Origin of the sequence: Acidovorax sp. 100 (assembly GCF_003688355.1) — a bacterium.
In the GTDB taxonomy this organism is placed as follows: Bacteria; Pseudomonadota; Gammaproteobacteria; order Burkholderiales; family Burkholderiaceae_C; genus Acidovorax; species Acidovorax delafieldii.
On the sequence record NZ_REFD01000001.1, the window covers coordinates 1,931,930 to 1,947,348 of the forward strand.

12 protein-coding genes are annotated in these 15,419 nt (G+C 66.3%); 6 read left to right on the top strand and 6 right to left on the bottom strand.

Going from position 1 to position 15,419, the window contains the following annotated elements; translation table 11 throughout:
* Positions 1–108 precede the first annotated feature (108 nt).
* Entirely contained in the window at positions 109–1,746 is a 1,638-nt protein-coding gene (locus C8C96_RS08990; protein WP_121943943.1) for an iron ABC transporter permease, read from the top strand.
* Positions 1,747–1,783: 37 nt separating this feature from the next.
* Here C8C96_RS08990 and C8C96_RS08995 read toward each other — a convergent pair whose 3' ends face one another.
* The 6 genes from C8C96_RS08995 to C8C96_RS09020 form a co-directional block, all read right to left on the bottom strand.
* Entirely contained in the window at positions 1,784–3,574 is a 1,791-nt protein-coding gene (locus tag C8C96_RS08995; protein WP_233584196.1) for an ATP-binding protein, read from the bottom strand.
* 59 nt (positions 3,575–3,633) lie between these two features.
* Positions 3,634–5,190, bottom strand: coding sequence for a PepSY domain-containing protein (locus C8C96_RS09000; RefSeq protein ID WP_121942088.1), 1,557 nt, complete (start codon positions 5,188–5,190; stop codon positions 3,634–3,636).
* 18 nt (positions 5,191–5,208) lie between these two features.
* Positions 5,209–7,422 carry a TonB-dependent siderophore receptor gene (locus C8C96_RS09005; RefSeq protein ID WP_199737456.1) on the bottom strand — a complete coding sequence of 738 codons (2,214 nt, stop codon included), beginning with the start codon at positions 7,420–7,422 and terminating at the stop codon, positions 5,209–5,211.
* Positions 7,423–7,557: 135 nt separating this feature from the next.
* Positions 7,558–7,914 (bottom strand): DUF2946 family protein, encoded by a 357-nt coding sequence (locus C8C96_RS09010; RefSeq protein ID WP_121942090.1) that lies wholly within the window; start codon positions 7,912–7,914, stop codon positions 7,558–7,560.
* A 243-nt stretch (positions 7,915–8,157) separates the two neighbouring features.
* Positions 8,158–9,597 (bottom strand): aldehyde dehydrogenase family protein, encoded by a 1,440-nt coding sequence (locus tag C8C96_RS09015; protein WP_121942091.1) that lies wholly within the window; start codon positions 9,595–9,597, stop codon positions 8,158–8,160.
* Between the two features lie 300 nt (positions 9,598–9,897).
* Positions 9,898–10,626, bottom strand: coding sequence for a FadR/GntR family transcriptional regulator (locus tag C8C96_RS09020; protein ID WP_056746871.1), 729 nt, complete (start codon positions 10,624–10,626; stop codon positions 9,898–9,900).
* Positions 10,627–10,748: 122 nt separating this feature from the next.
* Here C8C96_RS09020 and C8C96_RS09025 point away from each other — a divergent pair, with 122 nt between their 5' ends.
* From C8C96_RS09025 to C8C96_RS09045, 5 genes are all read left to right on the top strand, one after another.
* Positions 10,749–11,567 (top strand): NAD(P)-dependent oxidoreductase, encoded by an 819-nt coding sequence (locus C8C96_RS09025; protein WP_099729347.1) that lies wholly within the window; start codon positions 10,749–10,751, stop codon positions 11,565–11,567.
* An 8-nt stretch (positions 11,568–11,575) separates the two neighbouring features.
* Positions 11,576–12,457 (top strand): SMP-30/gluconolactonase/LRE family protein, encoded by an 882-nt coding sequence (locus tag C8C96_RS09030; RefSeq protein WP_099729348.1) that lies wholly within the window; start codon positions 11,576–11,578, stop codon positions 12,455–12,457.
* 41 nt (positions 12,458–12,498) lie between these two features.
* Positions 12,499–13,476 carry a TRAP transporter substrate-binding protein gene (locus C8C96_RS09035; protein WP_056066174.1) on the top strand — a complete coding sequence of 326 codons (978 nt, stop codon included), beginning with the start codon at positions 12,499–12,501 and terminating at the stop codon, positions 13,474–13,476.
* A 92-nt stretch (positions 13,477–13,568) separates the two neighbouring features.
* Positions 13,569–14,057, top strand: coding sequence for a TRAP transporter small permease (locus tag C8C96_RS09040; RefSeq protein WP_099729349.1), 489 nt, complete (start codon positions 13,569–13,571; stop codon positions 14,055–14,057).
* A gap of 52 nt (positions 14,058–14,109) precedes the next feature.
* Positions 14,110–15,402 (top strand): TRAP transporter large permease, encoded by a 1,293-nt coding sequence (locus C8C96_RS09045; RefSeq protein ID WP_056066169.1) that lies wholly within the window; start codon positions 14,110–14,112, stop codon positions 15,400–15,402.
* Positions 15,403–15,419 lie beyond the last annotated feature (17 nt).

Here is a 15,419-nt window from a genome sequence, read left to right on the forward strand (position 1 = left end):
AGGCGGGGTGGAGTGAATGCTTAAAATTCGCATTTGCATTCCTGGGTGCTGCGGTGCCCATGCCTTTCGGCAGGTGTGCGCTTTCTTTCCTCTGCCGAGCCCATCGCCTTGCGCCGCACGCCGTCTTCTGTCTTTCGCAGCATCCCGCTGATCCTGTTTGCAGGCTTTCTGGCCTTGCCGGTGCTGGCAGTGCTGGCGTCGTGGCTGCCGTTCTCGCCCACCGGGCAGGGCGATGCGCGGACGGGCGCCATCCTGCGCGAAATGGCAGCCACGGTGCTGCCCGGCTATGTGTGGACTACGCTGTGGCTCAGCGTGCTGGTAGCGTTGGGCGCGGCCGTGGTGGGCACGCTGGCGGCGGCGGCTGTGACGCTGTTCGACTTTCCGGGCCGCCGCACCTTTGAATGGCTGCTGCTGTTGCCGCTGGCGATGCCCGCCTACGTGACGGCCTACGCCTACACCGACTTTCTGCAGTTCAGCGGGCCGCTGCAGGTGGGCCTGCGCAACACCTTCGGCCTGGAAGGCCGCCTGCTGCCCGAGGTGCGCAGCCTGGGCGGCGCGGTCTGGGTGTTCATCTTCTCGCTCTACCCCTACGTGTACCTCCTGGCGCGCACGGCCCTGGGTGAGCGTGCTGCCCACCTCATGGAGGCCGCACGCCTGCTGGGCGCACCGCTGCCGCGCCGCATCCGCGCCGTGGCCTTGCCGCTGGCACGCCCGGCCGTGGCGGCTGGCGTGGCGCTGGTGCTGATGGAAACCCTGGCCGACTTTGGCGTGGCCAGCTACTTCGGCATCCAGACCTTCACCACGGGCATCTACAAGGCCTGGCTGTCCATGGACAACCGCCTGGCCGCCGCGCAGCTGGCGACCATGCTGCTGGTGGTGGTGATGGCGCTACTGCACCTGGAGCACCGCGCGCAAAAGCGCATGCGTTTTGCCACTGGCGGTGGGCGCGCAGGCTCGGCCGAGGCGCAGCCGCAGCGGCTGCATGGTGCGCGCCGGTGGGCCGCCTGGGCGGTCTGTACGGTGCCGGTGGTCATGGGTTTTGTTGCCCCGGTGGTCTTCATGCTGCGGCCGCTGGCGGCCGACTGGTCGGTGCTGCCGTGGGAGCGGTTCATGGAATGGGCCTGGCACAGCGTGCGCTTAGGATGCATCACTGCGGCGCTGGCCGTCGCCATCGCGCTCGCCCTGGCTTTTGCGGTGCGCCGCCAGCCCGACGCCATCACGCGTGGCGTGGTGCAGCTGGCCAGCGTGGGTTATGCCGTGCCGGGCGCCGTCATCGTCGTAGGGCTGTTGTTGCCCGTGGGCTGGTTGCAGGCGGCCATGCCGCAGTGGGGTGTGGGCGCGCTGGTCACGGCCACGGCCTTTGGCATTGTGTGGGCCTACCTGGTGCGGTTTTGTGCAGTCGCCCTGCAATCCATGCAGAGCGGCTACGCGCGGATTCCGCCCAGCCTGGACGACTCTGCCCGCATGCTGGGCATGGGCAGCGCAGGCCTGCTGGCACGCGTGCACTGGCCGCTGCTCAAGCGCTCTACCGCCGCCGCAGCGCTGCTGGTGTTTGTGGACGTGATGAAGGAGCTGCCCGCCACCATGGTGCTGCGCCCCTTCAACAGCGACACCCTGGCCGTGGTGGCCTATCAGCTGGCCCGCGACGAGCGCCTGGGCGAGGCGGCATTGCCGTCGCTGGCGCTGGTGGCGGTCGGGCTGGTGCCGGTGATTATGCTCAGCCGCACGTTGCGCAGCCGGCACTGACTCTGCAACGCCGTAGGTCCCACCAGTACGAACCTGCTTACTGAGGCTCAGTGCCCGGGTTGCGCGGCAGGGTCAGCGTAAAGCGCGCGCCTTGGCCTTCTGCGGATGACAGCGTGAGCGTGCCCCCCATCAGCACCGCCAACGCCCGCGACAGCGCCAGGCCCAACCCGGTGCCTCCGTGCTGGTAGCTCACCTGGTCGTCGCCCTGGCGGAATTTTTCGAAGATCGTTTCGTGAAGGTGCGCCGGAATGCCCGGGCCGGTGTCCACCACATGAAAGCGGACGGCGTCGTTGCTGGCATCCACTTCGATGGTGACCGAGCCTGCGGTCGTGAATTTCATGGCGTTGGACAGCAGGTTGTTGAGCACCTGCTTGAGCCGCAGTCCGTCGCACATCAATGTGTGCGGGGCGTCCGGGGCGATGCGCACATGGAGCGCCAGGTTCTTGTTGGCGGCCGTGACGGCAAAGAAGTCGGCGGTGGACTGAACAATCTCGGTCACGCTCTGTTCGGTGGGCATGTGGGGCATGGCACCTGCTTCCACCTTGGCCAGGTCCAGGATCTCGGTGAGCAGGGCGTTCAAGTGGTCTGCCGCCTTGCGGATCAGGCTGGCCTGTTCCTTGAAGCGGGGCTGCTCCAGCCGTAGCTCCATCAGTTCTGCGAAGCCGCGGATGCTGGTGAGGGGCGTGCGCAACTCGTGCGAGACGGCGGCCAGGAACTCGCTCTTGGCCTGGCTGGCCGAGCGGGCCTCGGCCTCGCTGATGCGCAGTGCGGCGTTGGTGCTCTCCAACTGGCGCACGCTGCGCACAAAGATCAGCGCTGCACCCACCAGCGCCACACTGAACAGCGCCATGGTGAACAGGGCCACATTGCGGCTAGCGCGCCATTCCTGCAAGGCCTCGTCGGTGCTGGTGGCCACCACCACCATCAGAGGGTAGGTGCCAACACGGCTGTAGGCATAAATGCGTTCGATACCGTCGATGCCGCTGGAGCGCACGTAGTGGCCGCTGGGGCCGCGTTCTTCTGCATTGTTGTCCGGACTGCGCGGCACTACGCTTCCCATTCCGACGCTCTGTCCTCCCATCACTCTTGCTCGAATGGTGCGGTCGTTTCCGATAAGTGTCACGACACCAGTTCGCCCCAATTGAACTCCGCGATAGACGTCCTCAAAGTAACCGGGGTTCACGGAGGCAACAATCACGCTGGCTACGCCACCGCCAGCGTCCTGAATCTTGCGCGACAACTGGATGGTGGCCTTGCCGGACACCTTCCCAATCACGGGCTTGCCCACAAACAGTCCGCTAGGCGTCTGCTGCAGACGGACCGCCTCCGACGCGGAGGGATGGAGGTGCACTTGCACATGCTCACGCTCGGACAGGTCAACGTGACCCGTTTTCTCGCCGGTGGGGTCGATGTTGCTTCCAACGAACCGGCCGTCGGAGCCGACCAGTGAGAGCTGAGTCAGGATCAAGGGGGCAAGCCCGGTCTCGTTGGCGAACCGCGTGAAGTCTGCCTTTTCAAAGTCGTTGGCCAGCACAGTGTCACGCATGCGAAGGGTCGCTTGGTCTACGGCCGCCATCACCCGTACGGTCTGTTCGCCCAGGCTCAGCGCGAGATTGCTGTTCTGGCGAACCTGCGCGTTCATGGCATCGCGCCGTGACACATCCATAAGAAGAGCCACCGTACCCCAGGCCATGATCAAGACCAAGGCCGTACCCCATGTCACCATGGCACGCAAAGGCAGGCTGGATGGCCGCTTGAGGTGCGGTGCCGCACTGCTGGTGGCAGAACGCTCGGGGGCGGTGGCGGAGGGCGGTTTAGGGGCCGTCATGGGCAAAAGTTTTCCAAGCGCAACGATAGCCATCATAGGCGCGCACTGCGCCCTGGTCACTAGCGGCTGCTGCGCCACTGCGGTCCTTGCAGTTTCATACCCAGCCTGCGCCACCCCAGTATGACGCCTGTCACGCTCATCACCGCCCCACCCAGGCTCAGCGCGATGAGCATCACATCCCAGAGCGGTCTGCGCTCCAGCAGCGGCAGCCAGTCCCAGCTGTGCAGCATGGCAAACAGCCAGCGGCTCGTGCGGCGGTGGCTGTCGGTGCGGCCCAGTACGGCGCCTGTGTGCGGGTCGATGTGCACCCAGGTGGCGTGCGGGTCGTCGAACACCACGCGCAGCGCGGGCAAAGGCTTCTCGGCGCCGCCAGTCATGGTGTGGGCAGCGCGGTCGTAGTAGTGCAGATCGTAGGCGGTCAGGGTGTCGGTGCGCACCACCGCGTGGGGCAACAGGCGCGCGGCGGCTTCGGCCACAGCACCCGGGGCCCACACGTGCGCGGCGGCGGTGATGGCGTCCAGCACCGTCGGGGCGCCTGTGGGGCTGTGGGCCAGCACCAGCGTGTGGCCGGCATGGCGCACCCACCGCAGTTCACGGGTGTTGGGCGACGCCGCAGAGAGCAAGGCTTGCACCGCTGCTGCCTGCGCGGGCACTTGCAGGGGCCCGCCATTCATGGCCTGCTGGCGCAGTGGCATTGCGCCGCTGTCGAAAATTTTCCAGGGGTTCATCGACATGAGGCCACTGAAGATCCAGGTGAATGTGATCAGCGCAAATACCAGTCCGAACACATGGTGCCAGCGCATTATGAAGCCCCGGTAGGGCGTGCGCGTGCCCGTCTTGTACCGGCCCTGGAAGCGCCAGCGCAGCACGCCTACCACCGTGCCTGTCACCGTGAGCACGATGCCTGCGATGGACAGCCAGTTCACGATGTCCGTCCAGTAGTCGTTGAAGAAATTGCCGCGGAACGGGTATAGCCAGTGGATCCAGGCGCCCGCGTAGTTCCAGGCGCGCTCGTGCAGCGGCGCATCGCGCACCACCTCGCCCGTGGTGCCGGAGACGTAGACCACGGTGCCCGCGCTGTCGCCCAGGTGCAGGCGGTGCAGCGGGCGGTGCACATCCAGTGCGCGCGAGTGGGTGAAGGCGTCTTCGTCGATCGTGCCCTGGTAGTCGATGGACGGGTTAGCTTCCTGTGCAAAGGCGCGGGCCGAGGCGATGGCGTGCGTGGCGTCCACACGCTGCAACCGCTCGCCGGTGATGGCGTCGATGACCACAGGCGCCGGTGTCCTGCGCGGGCGTGGCGCAGCGTCGCCGGTGGGGGCTGCGGGCACCACGAGGTACACGGCGCGTCCGCCGGCGGCCACCGCCAGCCGCAGGTCCTGCAGCGGGCCTGCCAAGCCTGCGCGCTGCAGGGCATCGGCGGGCTCCTGCAGAGGCTCCGCGCCCAGCGTGGCGCTGCGCAAGGGCGGCAGATGGGCAAGGCGCTCGGCCTGCGTGAGCTTGGGGTAGCCCACGTACATCATCACCACGCCCGAGAGGAACCACATGGCGAAGAAGGCGCACAGCAGCACGCCCAGCCAGCGGTGGACGAGGTACAGCCAGCGTTTGGCATGCAGCATGTGCGTGTGCTCCCTGCGTCAGAAGGCGGTGTGCAGCGTCACGTCCAGCGTGCGTGGTGCGCCCAGGTAGACCTGGTCACGCGTCTCGGCCGCGTAGATGCGGTCGGTGGCATTGCGCACGCGGCCAGTGAGGGTGGTGGTCTTGTTGACCTTCCACGCAAGCCCCAGGTCGAGCAGCGTGTATGACGGCCAGAACTTGGTATTGGCCGCATTGCCATATACCTTGCCCACATGGCGCACCCCCGCGCTGGCGGTGACGGTGGGTGTGATCGCATACGACGCCCACAGGTTGGCCACTTGCTGCGGCACCAGCTGCGGCACGTTGCCTGCGCGTGAAACGCCGCCCTGTACAAAGTTGTCGTACCGTGCGTGGATCAGCGACAGGTTGCCCTGCAGCTGCCACTGCGGCGTGGGGCTGATGCCTGCCGACAGCTCTATGCCCTTAGACGACTGCCCGCCCACCAGCACCGTGAGGTTGGGGTTGGAGGGGTCTTGCGAAGCGATGTTCTTGCGGCGGATTTCAAAGGCCGCCACCGTGGCGCTGCCCTTGCCGTCCCAGAAGTCGAACTTGCTGCCCACCTCGACCTGGCGGCCCGTGGTCAGTTCGCTGTTGTTGCGCACATCGGCAAACGAGGCCGAGGCCAGCGAGCCCGATGGCGGGGCGGCCGCGTTGGAGGCCTGCGCATACAGGTTGGCGCTGGGCGCAATGTCCCATACCACGCCCAGGCGGCCAGTGGTGGGGCTGTAGCTGCGGCTGAAGGTGGCGGGCGCGGTGGCTGTGACGGCGCGGCGGTTCACCAGGTCGAGATCGATGCGCTCGTGCCGCAGCGCGGTGATCAGATTCACGCCAGGCACCACGGCCGTGCGGTTTTCCAGGTACAGCGCGGTGTTGGTGATCTTGTTGTCCTTGTCAGGGTTCAGGACGGGTGACATGCCGGGAATGTCGAAGAAGTTCTCGGTGGAAAAGTGGTAGGGATTGACCGTGCTCACCGTGACCGAGGGGCCGAAGGGGAAGCGCGTCTGCTTGTTTACGCTGACATCGAGGCCAAAGGCCCAGTCGCTCTTTCGGCCTGCGAGCTGGCCCTGGTAGGTGCCCTCCAGCCGGTCGCCCACCAGCTGTTGATCGTGGCGTTGCAACAGCGGGGATGTGCGCGTGACCGTCGTGTTGGCAGCGTTGAAGGTGTAGATCTCCACGTTGCGGTAGTCGCGCAGGGCGTCGTAAACATAGAACGTATTCTTGAGCTGCAATGCATCCGAAGCGCGCCACTGCGCCACCGAGCGCAGCCACTGCACGCGGTGTTCGTACATGCCGTCGGCGCTGTTGTAGTTCTTGAAGCGCGTGGCGGGGTCGATGGTCAGCGCGCCCACGGCAGGGTTCAAAACGGGGGTGCCCCAGTAGGGGCGGTCCACATGGTCCTTCTGGTACTCGTAGGCCAGCGTGTGGCTGAAGCCGCCGCCCAGGTCCGACAGCAGCGAGGTCGCGAGCTGGGTGGACTGGGTCTTGGTGCCTTCCGTCCAACTGCCAGCGTCGCGCTGGTTGAAGTCGATGCGCGCGTAGTGCGCGGGGCCTGCGCCGCCATCTCCGCCCGCGATGCGGCGGTTCAGGCCCACCGACACTTCCTTCATGTCGTAGGAGCCCAGGCGCAGCTGGCCCTCGGTGAAGTCGCTGCGCTCGGCCGCCTTGGTGATGTAGTTGATGGAGCCGCCCACGCCGCCCGATCCGTACAGAAAACTCGACGCGCCGCCGATGGCCTCGACCCGGTCGTAGATCCAGCTGTCGACCGCGCGTGTGGCGCTGCCGTATTGCGGGTTGATGCCGTTGTACAGCTGCGCGACCGAGTTGCTGGTGAAGCCCCGGTAGTGCGCGGACATGGAGCCCGGCGCGTTGTGCGCCACCACGCCCGGCACGGCGCGCAGGATCTCCTGCGTGTCTTGCGCGCCGCGTGCGTCGATGGTGGCGCGGTCCACCACAGTGACGGAGGCGGGGTTCTCGCGCACCGTCAGACCCATGCGGCTGCCTGTGTCCACGGGCGTGTCCAGGTTGAGTTTGCCGTTGGGCGATGCGGCGGCATCGACCACATCCACGGCCTGCATTGTGGGTGGGGTGTTGGTCTGTGCGTGGGCTGCGACAGACGACAGTGCGCAGGTGGCAAGTACGCCAAGGCACAGAGGGGAAAGGGGCAGGCGCGGCAAGGCCGCAGCGCTGCGCGAAGCAAAGGAAATACGGGACATGAAAACGCTCTTGTCTTGAAGCGACAGCGCAGCCACGCCCGCGTGGGGTGCACGCAGGGCTGCGCCATCTGGAAACCAGCGGGAACAAGTCAGCACCCGACCACCAGGTACCGGGCACTGCCAACAAGCTTCAGATCAAGAGCGCGATGGGGGCCCGCGTGCGGGCAGGGGGGCTGCAGTGACGGCCGCAATGCGGGCGGCCTCGACGGGCTGCAGCGCATGGGCCAGGGGGTGGGGCGGCAGCACGGCGGCGACCGGTGTGGGGGGCGGGGCGCTGGGGGTGGCGCACAAGGGGCAGTCCATGCCCATCGCGCCCATTTCGACGGTGCCGTCGTCGGTCTGCACCAGCAGCTTGATGGCGCCGGTGCCCGAGCAGATCACCTCAAAGGCCTGGGGGTGCACCAGCGGCGATGCAATGGCCACCCCCATCGACGCCACGAACCATGCGAGCACCCACAGGCGCAGCGCAGAGAAGGTTCGGAGGGCGGTCATGGGGCGCGATGATAGCGGCTGCCGTCGTGGCCGGAATCAGCGGCGCAGAGCAGCCGAATTGTTGTTGCTATACAAATAATAGCTATCGGCACATGGTTCACTGGCGCTTGCGGCCGATTCGGCTGAAAAACCGCTTGAGAATGACCTGTGCGGTGCCCGTGCGCGCAGCGCGGTGCAGGCGCCTGGCCCCGCCACTCCGGGGCTGGAGTGGCGTCGCGGGCGCAGGCTCGTGTCGCGCCCGCCTCAGGCCTGCGTGTACGCGGTCTTCACCGTGGTGTAGAACTCTGCCGCGTAGCGCCCCTGCTCGCGCGGGCCGTAGCTGCTGCTCTTGCGGCCGCCGAACGGCACGTGGTAGTCCACGCCCGCTGTGGGCAGGTTCACCATCACCATGCCGGCCTGGGCGTGGCGCTTGAAGTGCGTGGCGTGCTTGAGGCTGGTGGTGGCAATGCCGCTGGCCAGGCCGAAGGGCGTGTCATTGGCCAGGGCCAGCGCCTCTTCGTAGTTCTTGGCGCGCAACACGCTCACCACGGGGCCGAAGATTTCTTCGCGGTTGATGCGCATGCCGGGCGTGGTCTCGGTGAACAGGGCGGGGCGCAGGTAGTAGCCCGGGGCTCCGTCGGCGTTCTTCTCCAGTGCTTCGCCGCCAAAGGCCAGCTTGGCGCCTTCCTGCTGGCCGATGCCGATGTACTCCAGGTCTTGCGCGAGCTGGCGGTCGTCCACCACGGGGCCGATGTCGGTGCCGGCCTTGCGGGCGTCGTCCACCTTCAGGGTCTTCATTTTCTCGACCATGGCGGCCACGAAGCGGTCGTGGATGCCTTCGGTCACGATCACGCGGCTGCTGGCGGTGCAGCGCTGGCCGGTCGAGAAGAACCCGCTGTTGATGGCGGCGCCCACGGCCACGTTCAGGTCGGCGTCGTCCAGCACCACAAACGGGTTCTTGCCGCCCATCTCCAGCTGCACCTTGGCGCCGCGCGGCACGCAGGCGGCGGCCACGCGCTGACCGGTGCCGACCGAGCCGGTAAAGCTCACGCCCGCAATGCGCTCGTCTTCGAGCAGCACGGCGCCCACGTCCGAGCCGCGACCCATCACCAGGTTGAACACACCGGCGGGCAGGCCCGCACGGTGCAGGATGTCAGCCAGCGCCCAGGCAGAGCCGGGCACCACCTCGGCGGGCTTGAACACCACCGTGTTGCCGTAGGCCAATGCGGGCGCGATCTTCCAGGCCGGGATGGCGATGGGGAAGTTCCACGGCGTGATGATGCCGATGGTGCCCAGCGGCTCGCGTGTGATCTCAATGCCCACGCCAGGGCGCACGGACGGGATCATCTCGCCACCGGGGCGCAGCGCCTCGCCGGCAAAGAACTTGAAGATGGCGGCGGCGCGGCCCACTTCGCCAATCGCTTCGGGCAGGGTCTTGCCTTCTTCGCGGGCCAGCAGGTCGCCCAGCTCGGCCTTGCGGGCGATGATCTCGTTGCCCACCGCGTCCAGGATGTCAAAGCGCTGCTGGGGCGTGGACAGGCTCCATGCAGGAAAGGCCGCGTGCGCTGCGGCCACAGCCTCCAGCGCCTGCTCGCGGCTGGCCACGGCGTAGTCGCCGATCACGTCGCGCGTGTCGGAGGGGTTGGTGTTCTGGTACGTGCGGACGCCTTCGGTCCAGTTGCCGGCGATCAGGTTTGCGTGCATGGCGGTGGTGGTGTGAAAGGGTGGGTGGTTGAAGAAATTCGAATCACAGCCCCGGTGCCGGGACGGCGTGGCCAGGAGCGCTGGCCACCACAGGGGCTGCCCATTCAGGCAAGGCCGTACGCCATGGCATGGCCGCTGCGGATTTGTTGTATGTCATCGTACAACATAAGTGCATTTTTGGGCACCCCGGGTAACTACTCATGGGATCACCTCCTGCCGCCTGGGCCCGCCGAGTGTCTCGGACCCGCAGGGCGACAGGTCGGCGCACGGGGTGGGGCGCATCGCCACGACCCCTGGCCTTCAGCCAGCCTCGGCCTGTGCGCGCCGGCGGCGTTCACGGCTGTTGGCCAGGTGGGTGCGCATGGCTGCACGGGCTGCGTCGGGGTCCTGGCCCACGATGGCGTCGTAGATGCTCTCGTGCTCGCCATTGACCCGGCGCAGGTACTGTCTGCGTTCGTCGTTGGGGGCTTCGACCGAATCCAGCCGCGCGCGCGGAATGATCATGCTGCCCAGTGTGCCCATCAGCTCGGCGAAGTGGCTGTTCTGCGTGGCGCGGGCGATCTCTAGATGGAACTGGAAGTCCGCCGCCACCGCGTCGCGCCCGGCGTCCACGGCCGCCGCCACGGTGTCCAGCGCCTCGCGCATGGTCTTGAGGTTGGCGGGCGTGCGGCGCTGCGCGGCCAGCGCGGCGGCCTCGGTTTCTACGCCGATGCGCAGTTCCAGCACCGCAATCACGTCACGCAGGGTGCTGAACTGGTCGGGCGTGATCTTGAAGCCCGGGGCCTGCCCAAGGCCCAGCACAAACGTGCCGATGCCATGCCGTGTCTCCACCAGGCCCGACGCCTGCAGCTTGGAAATGGCCTCGCGCACCACCGTGCGGCTGACGTTGAACTCGGCCATGATCGCGGCCTCTGTGGGCAGCTTGTCGCCCAGTGCCAGGCGCCCGTCGCGGATGCGGTCACCCAGGGAGTCCACCAGCTCCAGGGCCAGGGTGCGGGGCTTGCGGCGTGGGGCGATGTCGGTGCTCATGTCTCGGTGTTATCCCTATGTGTTGGACGGGTTGAAAGGAGTACATTGCCTCCTCGTTGTATGACAACTGATGACGTTCAACCGCTTGTAACGCCACTGTACCAAGAACCTCCGCAAAAGCCATGCCCTGTCACCCGACGCCGATCCGTTTTCAACGCTTGTTATTGACCGGGGCCGCCGGGGGGCTGGGGCGTGAATTGCGCACGCGCCTGAAGGCGTACTGCACCACCTTGCGCCTGTCCGACATCGGCGACCTGGGCAGCGAGGCGCCGGGCGAAGAACTGCGCCCCGCGCGGCTGGAAGACGCCAGTGCCATGTTGCCGCTGCTGGAGGGGGTGGACGCCGTGGTGCACCTGGGCGGCGTGTCCACCGAGCAGCCCTGGGACCCCATCCTGCAGGCCAACATCGTGGGGGCATACAACCTCTATGAGGCCGTTCGCAAGCAAGGCGTCAAGCGCGTGGTGTTTGCCAGCTCCAACCATGTGACCGGCTTTTACCGCCAGGACGAAGTGGTGGGGCTGCGCGACCCGGCGCGGCCCGATGGCCTGTATGGCCTGTCCAAGGCGTTTGGCGAGGACCTTTCGCGCTTCTACTTTGACCGCTACGGCATCGAAACCGTGTGCCTGCGCATCGGCTCCTCCTTCCCCGAGCCGCGCAACCGCCGCATGCTGGCCACCTGGATGAGCTACGACGACCTGGAGCGCCTGGTCATGGCCAGCCTCACCGCGCCGGTGGTGGGCCACAGCATCATCTATGGCATGGGCGACAACACCACCACCTGGTGGGACAACACACTCGCCCGCCACATCGGCTACCGCCCGCAGGACAGCTCCGAGCCCTTCCGCGCCAAGGTGGAGGCAGCTGACCCGCAGCCCGACCTGACGGACCCGGCCGTGATCTACCAGGGCGGGCCGTTTGTGCGCACCGGTCCGTTCGAGTGAGTGGGTCCATGGAACTCCTGTTGCCTCACCACCAGGACCAGGTGGGCGAAAGCCCCCTGTGGAGCACTGCCGAGCAGGCGCTGTACTGGGTGGACATAGAAGGCCACGCGCTGCGCCGCCTGCGCTGGGCCGACCGGCAACTGATGAGCTGGACGACGCCGGAGCGGCTGGCCTGCATTGCGCTGCATGCCAGCGGCGGGCTCATCGCTGGCATGGACACGGGCATCTTTCACCTGCAGCCTGCCGATGACGGCACCCTGGCCTGCACCCTCATCTCTGCCGTGCAGCACCCGCAAGCTGGCATGCGCTTCAACGACGGGCGCTGTGACCGCCAGGGGCGCTTCTGGGCCGGCACCATGGTGCGCGACATGTCTCTGGCGCAACCCGCTGGCGGCCTGTACCGGCAGGACGCGCGCGGCCTCTCGGCGCCGCTGATCGAAGGCCTGGTCACCCAGAACGGCCTGGCGTTCAGCCCCGATGGCGCCACCATGTACCTCAGCGACAGCCACCCCAGCGTGCAAAAGATCTGGTCGCTGGACCTGCACGAAGACGGCAGCCTGGGGCCGCGCCGTCTGTTGGTGGATATGCGCGCGCTGCCCGGCCGGCCGGACGGTGCGGCCATCGACACCGATGGCTGCTACTGGACCTGCGCCAACGACGCTGGCATGGTGCATCGCTTCACCCCATCGGGCGTGCTGGACCGCTCGCTGGCCGTGCCAGTCAGCAAGCCCTCGATGTGCAGTTTTGGCGGGCCCGACATGGACCTGCTTTTCATCACCTCCATCCGCCCCGGCCAGCCGCAGGGCAACGATGTAGCCCATGGCGGCGCGGTCTTCGTGACCCGCCCGGGCACCCGAGGGCTCGCAGAGGCCCCATACCCGCCCGCCTGAGCGCGGCACCCCAACCGATTCAACCCCGGAGACAAAGCACCATGAACGTTCCACACCTCTTTGGCCGCGTGGCCATCGCCGCTGGCATCTTGCTCGGCAGCCTGGCCGCGCAGGCCACCGAGTTCCGCTCGTCGGACATCCACCCCGAGGACTATCCCACCGTGCTGGCCGTGCGCCACATGGGCGAGACGCTGTCCAAGGCCACCGGTGGCAAGCACAGCATCAAGGTCTACGCCAAGGGGTCGCTTGGCATCGAGAAGGACACCATCGAGCAGACCAAGCTGGGGGCGATTGCCATGACGCGCGTGAACGTCGCGCCCATGAACAACATCTGCCCCGCCACCATGGTGCCCACCATGCCCTTCCTGTTCCGCGACAAGGAGCACATGCGCAAGGTGCTGGACGGCGCCATTGGCGACGAGATCCTGAAGGACTGCGAATCCCAGGGCTTCGTGGGGCTGGCGTTCTATGACAGCGGCGCACGCTCGATCTACACCGTCAAGAAGCCCATCAAGACCCTGGCCGACGTCAAGGGCCTGAAGGTGCGCGTGCAGCAGAGCGACCTGTGGGTGTCCCTGCTCGAAGCCATGGGCGCCAACGCCACCCCCATGCCGTTCGGCGAGGTCTACACCGCGCTCAAGACCGGCCTGGTGGACGCCGCAGAAAACAACTACCCCAGCTACGAAAGCTCGCGCCACTTCGAAGTCGCCAAATACTTCAATAAGACCGAGCATTCCATGGCGCCTGAGATCCTCTTGTTCAGCAAGCGGGTTTGGGACACCTTGAGCGCTGACGACCAGAAGGCCATCCGCGCCGCCGCCAAGGAGTCGGTGGGCTACATGCGCAAGATCTGGGACGAGCGCGAAGAGAAATCCCTGGCCACGGTGAAGGCTGGCGGCGCGCAGGTGGTGGATATCGACAAGGTGGCCTTCAAGGCTGCCATGAAGCCGGTGTACGACAAGTTCCTCAAGGACCCCAAGCTGCAGGACATGGTCAAGCGCATCGACGCGGTGCAATAAGCCAGAAGCCAGAGTCTCCAGGGCAGGCGGGACCGGGAACAGCCCGCCGCCTGCCCGTTTCCAGTTGTTGTTGTTGTTTTTGAATGTCCACTATGTACACGCGACTCTGCGCTTTCATTGCGCGCGCCTGCCTGAAGCTCGGGGTGGGGGGGCTGGTCCTGCTGGTCTGTGCCGTGCTCTACCAGGTCATAGGCCGCTATATCTTCAATGACACCCCCACCTGGGCCGAGAGCGGCGCCGTACTGCTGGTGCTTTACGTGACCATGCTGGGCATGGCTGTGGGCGTGCGTGATGCGGGCCACATCGGTCTCGAATCGTTCCTGGTGCTGGCGCCCGATTGGTTGCGCACCAAGCTCGAGCTGCTGATCCACGCGCTGGTGCTGCTGTTCGGCATCGTCATGGCCTGGAACTGTGGCGTGCTGGCCGAATCGGTGGCACCGTACAAGATCCCTACGCTGGGCATCTCCGAAGCCTTCAAGTACGTGCCGCCCGCCATGGCTGGCGTACTGGTGGCCATGTTCTCGCTGGAACACATCATCGCCATCCTGCGTGGCACGGAAGTAGAGCCCGCCTGGCATTGAGCGGCCTCACTGTCTCTCCGCCCCCTAACGTCCCTACAAAGATTCCTCCATCATGGCGTTGACCATCCTGTGCGTGAGCTTCACGCTATTGCTGCTGCTGGGCGTGCCCGTGGCCTTCTCGATCGGCCTGTCCTCGCTGGCCACCATCCTGTACGAAGGCCTGCCCTTGGCCGTGGGTTTCCAGCAAATGATTTCGGGCATGAACCCGTTCTCGTTCCTGGCCATCCCGTTCTTCATCTTTGCTGGCGAGATCATGATGTACGGCGGCATCGCCGACCGCATCGTCAACTTTGCCAAGAGCGTGGCGGGCCATGTGCGTGGCGGCCTGGGCATGAGCAATGTGCTGGCCTGCACGCTGTTTGGCGGTGTCTCGGGCTCGCCGGTGGCCGACGTGTCGGCCATGGGCGCCGTGCTCATTCCGCAGATGAAGAAGGAGGGCTACCACGCTGACTACGCGGTGAACGTGACCACCCACGCCTCGCTGGTGGGCGCGCTCATGCCCACCTCGCACAACCTCATCATCTTCACGCTGGCGGCTGGGGGCAAGGTAAGCATTGCCGCGCTGATCCTTGCAGGCATCGTGCCGGCCCTGTTGCTGACCATCTGCAACCTGGCTGCCGCCTACTTCGTGGCTGTCAAGCGCGGCTACCCCGCAGGCACCTTCCCTGGCTGGGAGATTGTGTGGATCTCGTTCCGCGCCTCGGTCCCGGGCCTGGCCGTGGTGGTCATCATCATTGCAGGCATTTTGTCGGGGGCGTTCACCGCGACGGAGTCGGCGTCGGTCGCAGTGCTGTGGGCGCTGATTCTGTCGGTCTTCGTCTACAAGAAGCTCACGCGGGAGCAGTTCCTCAAGGCCGCGTCCAAGGCCGTCAAGACCACGGGCACAGTGCTGCTGCTCATCGGCATCTCGTCCATGTTCGGCTACCTCATCGGCCTCTACGGTGTGGCCGAGCTCACGGGTGATGCGCTCAAGTCCATGAGCACCTCGCCCTGGGTGATCTTCCTGTCGGTGAACATCATCCTGTTCGTGCTGGGCACCTTTCTCGACATGGCGGCCACCATCCTTATCTGCACGCCCATCTTTTTGCCGATCTGCCAGCAGTTCGGCATGAGCACGGAGCAGTTCGGTATCGTCATGCTGATCAACTGCGCGCTGGGCCTGAACACCCCTCCCGTGGGTACCACGCAGTTCATCGGCTGCACCATCGGGGGCGTGTCGGTGGGCGAGGTGATGAAGACCATCTGGCCGTTCTACAGTGCGCTCATCGTGGCGCTGATGCTGGTGACCTATGTGCCCCAGTTCTCGATGTGGCTGCCAGACCTGGTGCTCAAGGGCGGCGGCTGACCTGGCTGGAGTGATGG

Excerpts from the sequence above, each read along its gene's own strand:
- C8C96_RS09010 (WP_121942090.1), bottom strand. The coding sequence starts at position 7,914 with ATGACCGCCCTCCGAACCTTCTCTGCGCTGCGCCTGTGGGTGCTCGCA.
- C8C96_RS09035 (WP_056066174.1), top strand. The coding sequence starts at position 12,499 with ATGAACGTTCCACACCTCTTTGGCCGCGTGGCCATCGCCGCTGGCATC.
- C8C96_RS09000 (WP_121942088.1), bottom strand. The coding sequence starts at position 5,190 with ATGCTGCATGCCAAACGCTGGCTGTACCTCGTCCACCGCTGGCTGGGC.
- C8C96_RS09045 (WP_056066169.1), top strand. The coding sequence starts at position 14,110 with ATGGCGTTGACCATCCTGTGCGTGAGCTTCACGCTATTGCTGCTGCTG.
- C8C96_RS09020 (WP_056746871.1), bottom strand. The coding sequence starts at position 10,626 with ATGAGCACCGACATCGCCCCACGCCGCAAGCCCCGCACCCTGGCCCTG.
- C8C96_RS09040 (WP_099729349.1), top strand. The coding sequence starts at position 13,569 with ATGTACACGCGACTCTGCGCTTTCATTGCGCGCGCCTGCCTGAAGCTC.
- C8C96_RS09005 (WP_199737456.1), bottom strand. The coding sequence starts at position 7,422 with ATGTCCCGTATTTCCTTTGCTTCGCGCAGCGCTGCGGCCTTGCCGCGC.
- C8C96_RS08995 (WP_233584196.1), bottom strand. The coding sequence starts at position 3,574 with ATGACGGCCCCTAAACCGCCCTCCGCCACCGCCCCCGAGCGTTCTGCC.
- C8C96_RS09030 (WP_099729348.1), top strand. The coding sequence starts at position 11,576 with ATGGAACTCCTGTTGCCTCACCACCAGGACCAGGTGGGCGAAAGCCCC.
- C8C96_RS09025 (WP_099729347.1), top strand. The coding sequence starts at position 10,749 with ATGCCCTGTCACCCGACGCCGATCCGTTTTCAACGCTTGTTATTGACC.
- C8C96_RS09015 (WP_121942091.1), bottom strand. The coding sequence starts at position 9,597 with ATGCACGCAAACCTGATCGCCGGCAACTGGACCGAAGGCGTCCGCACG.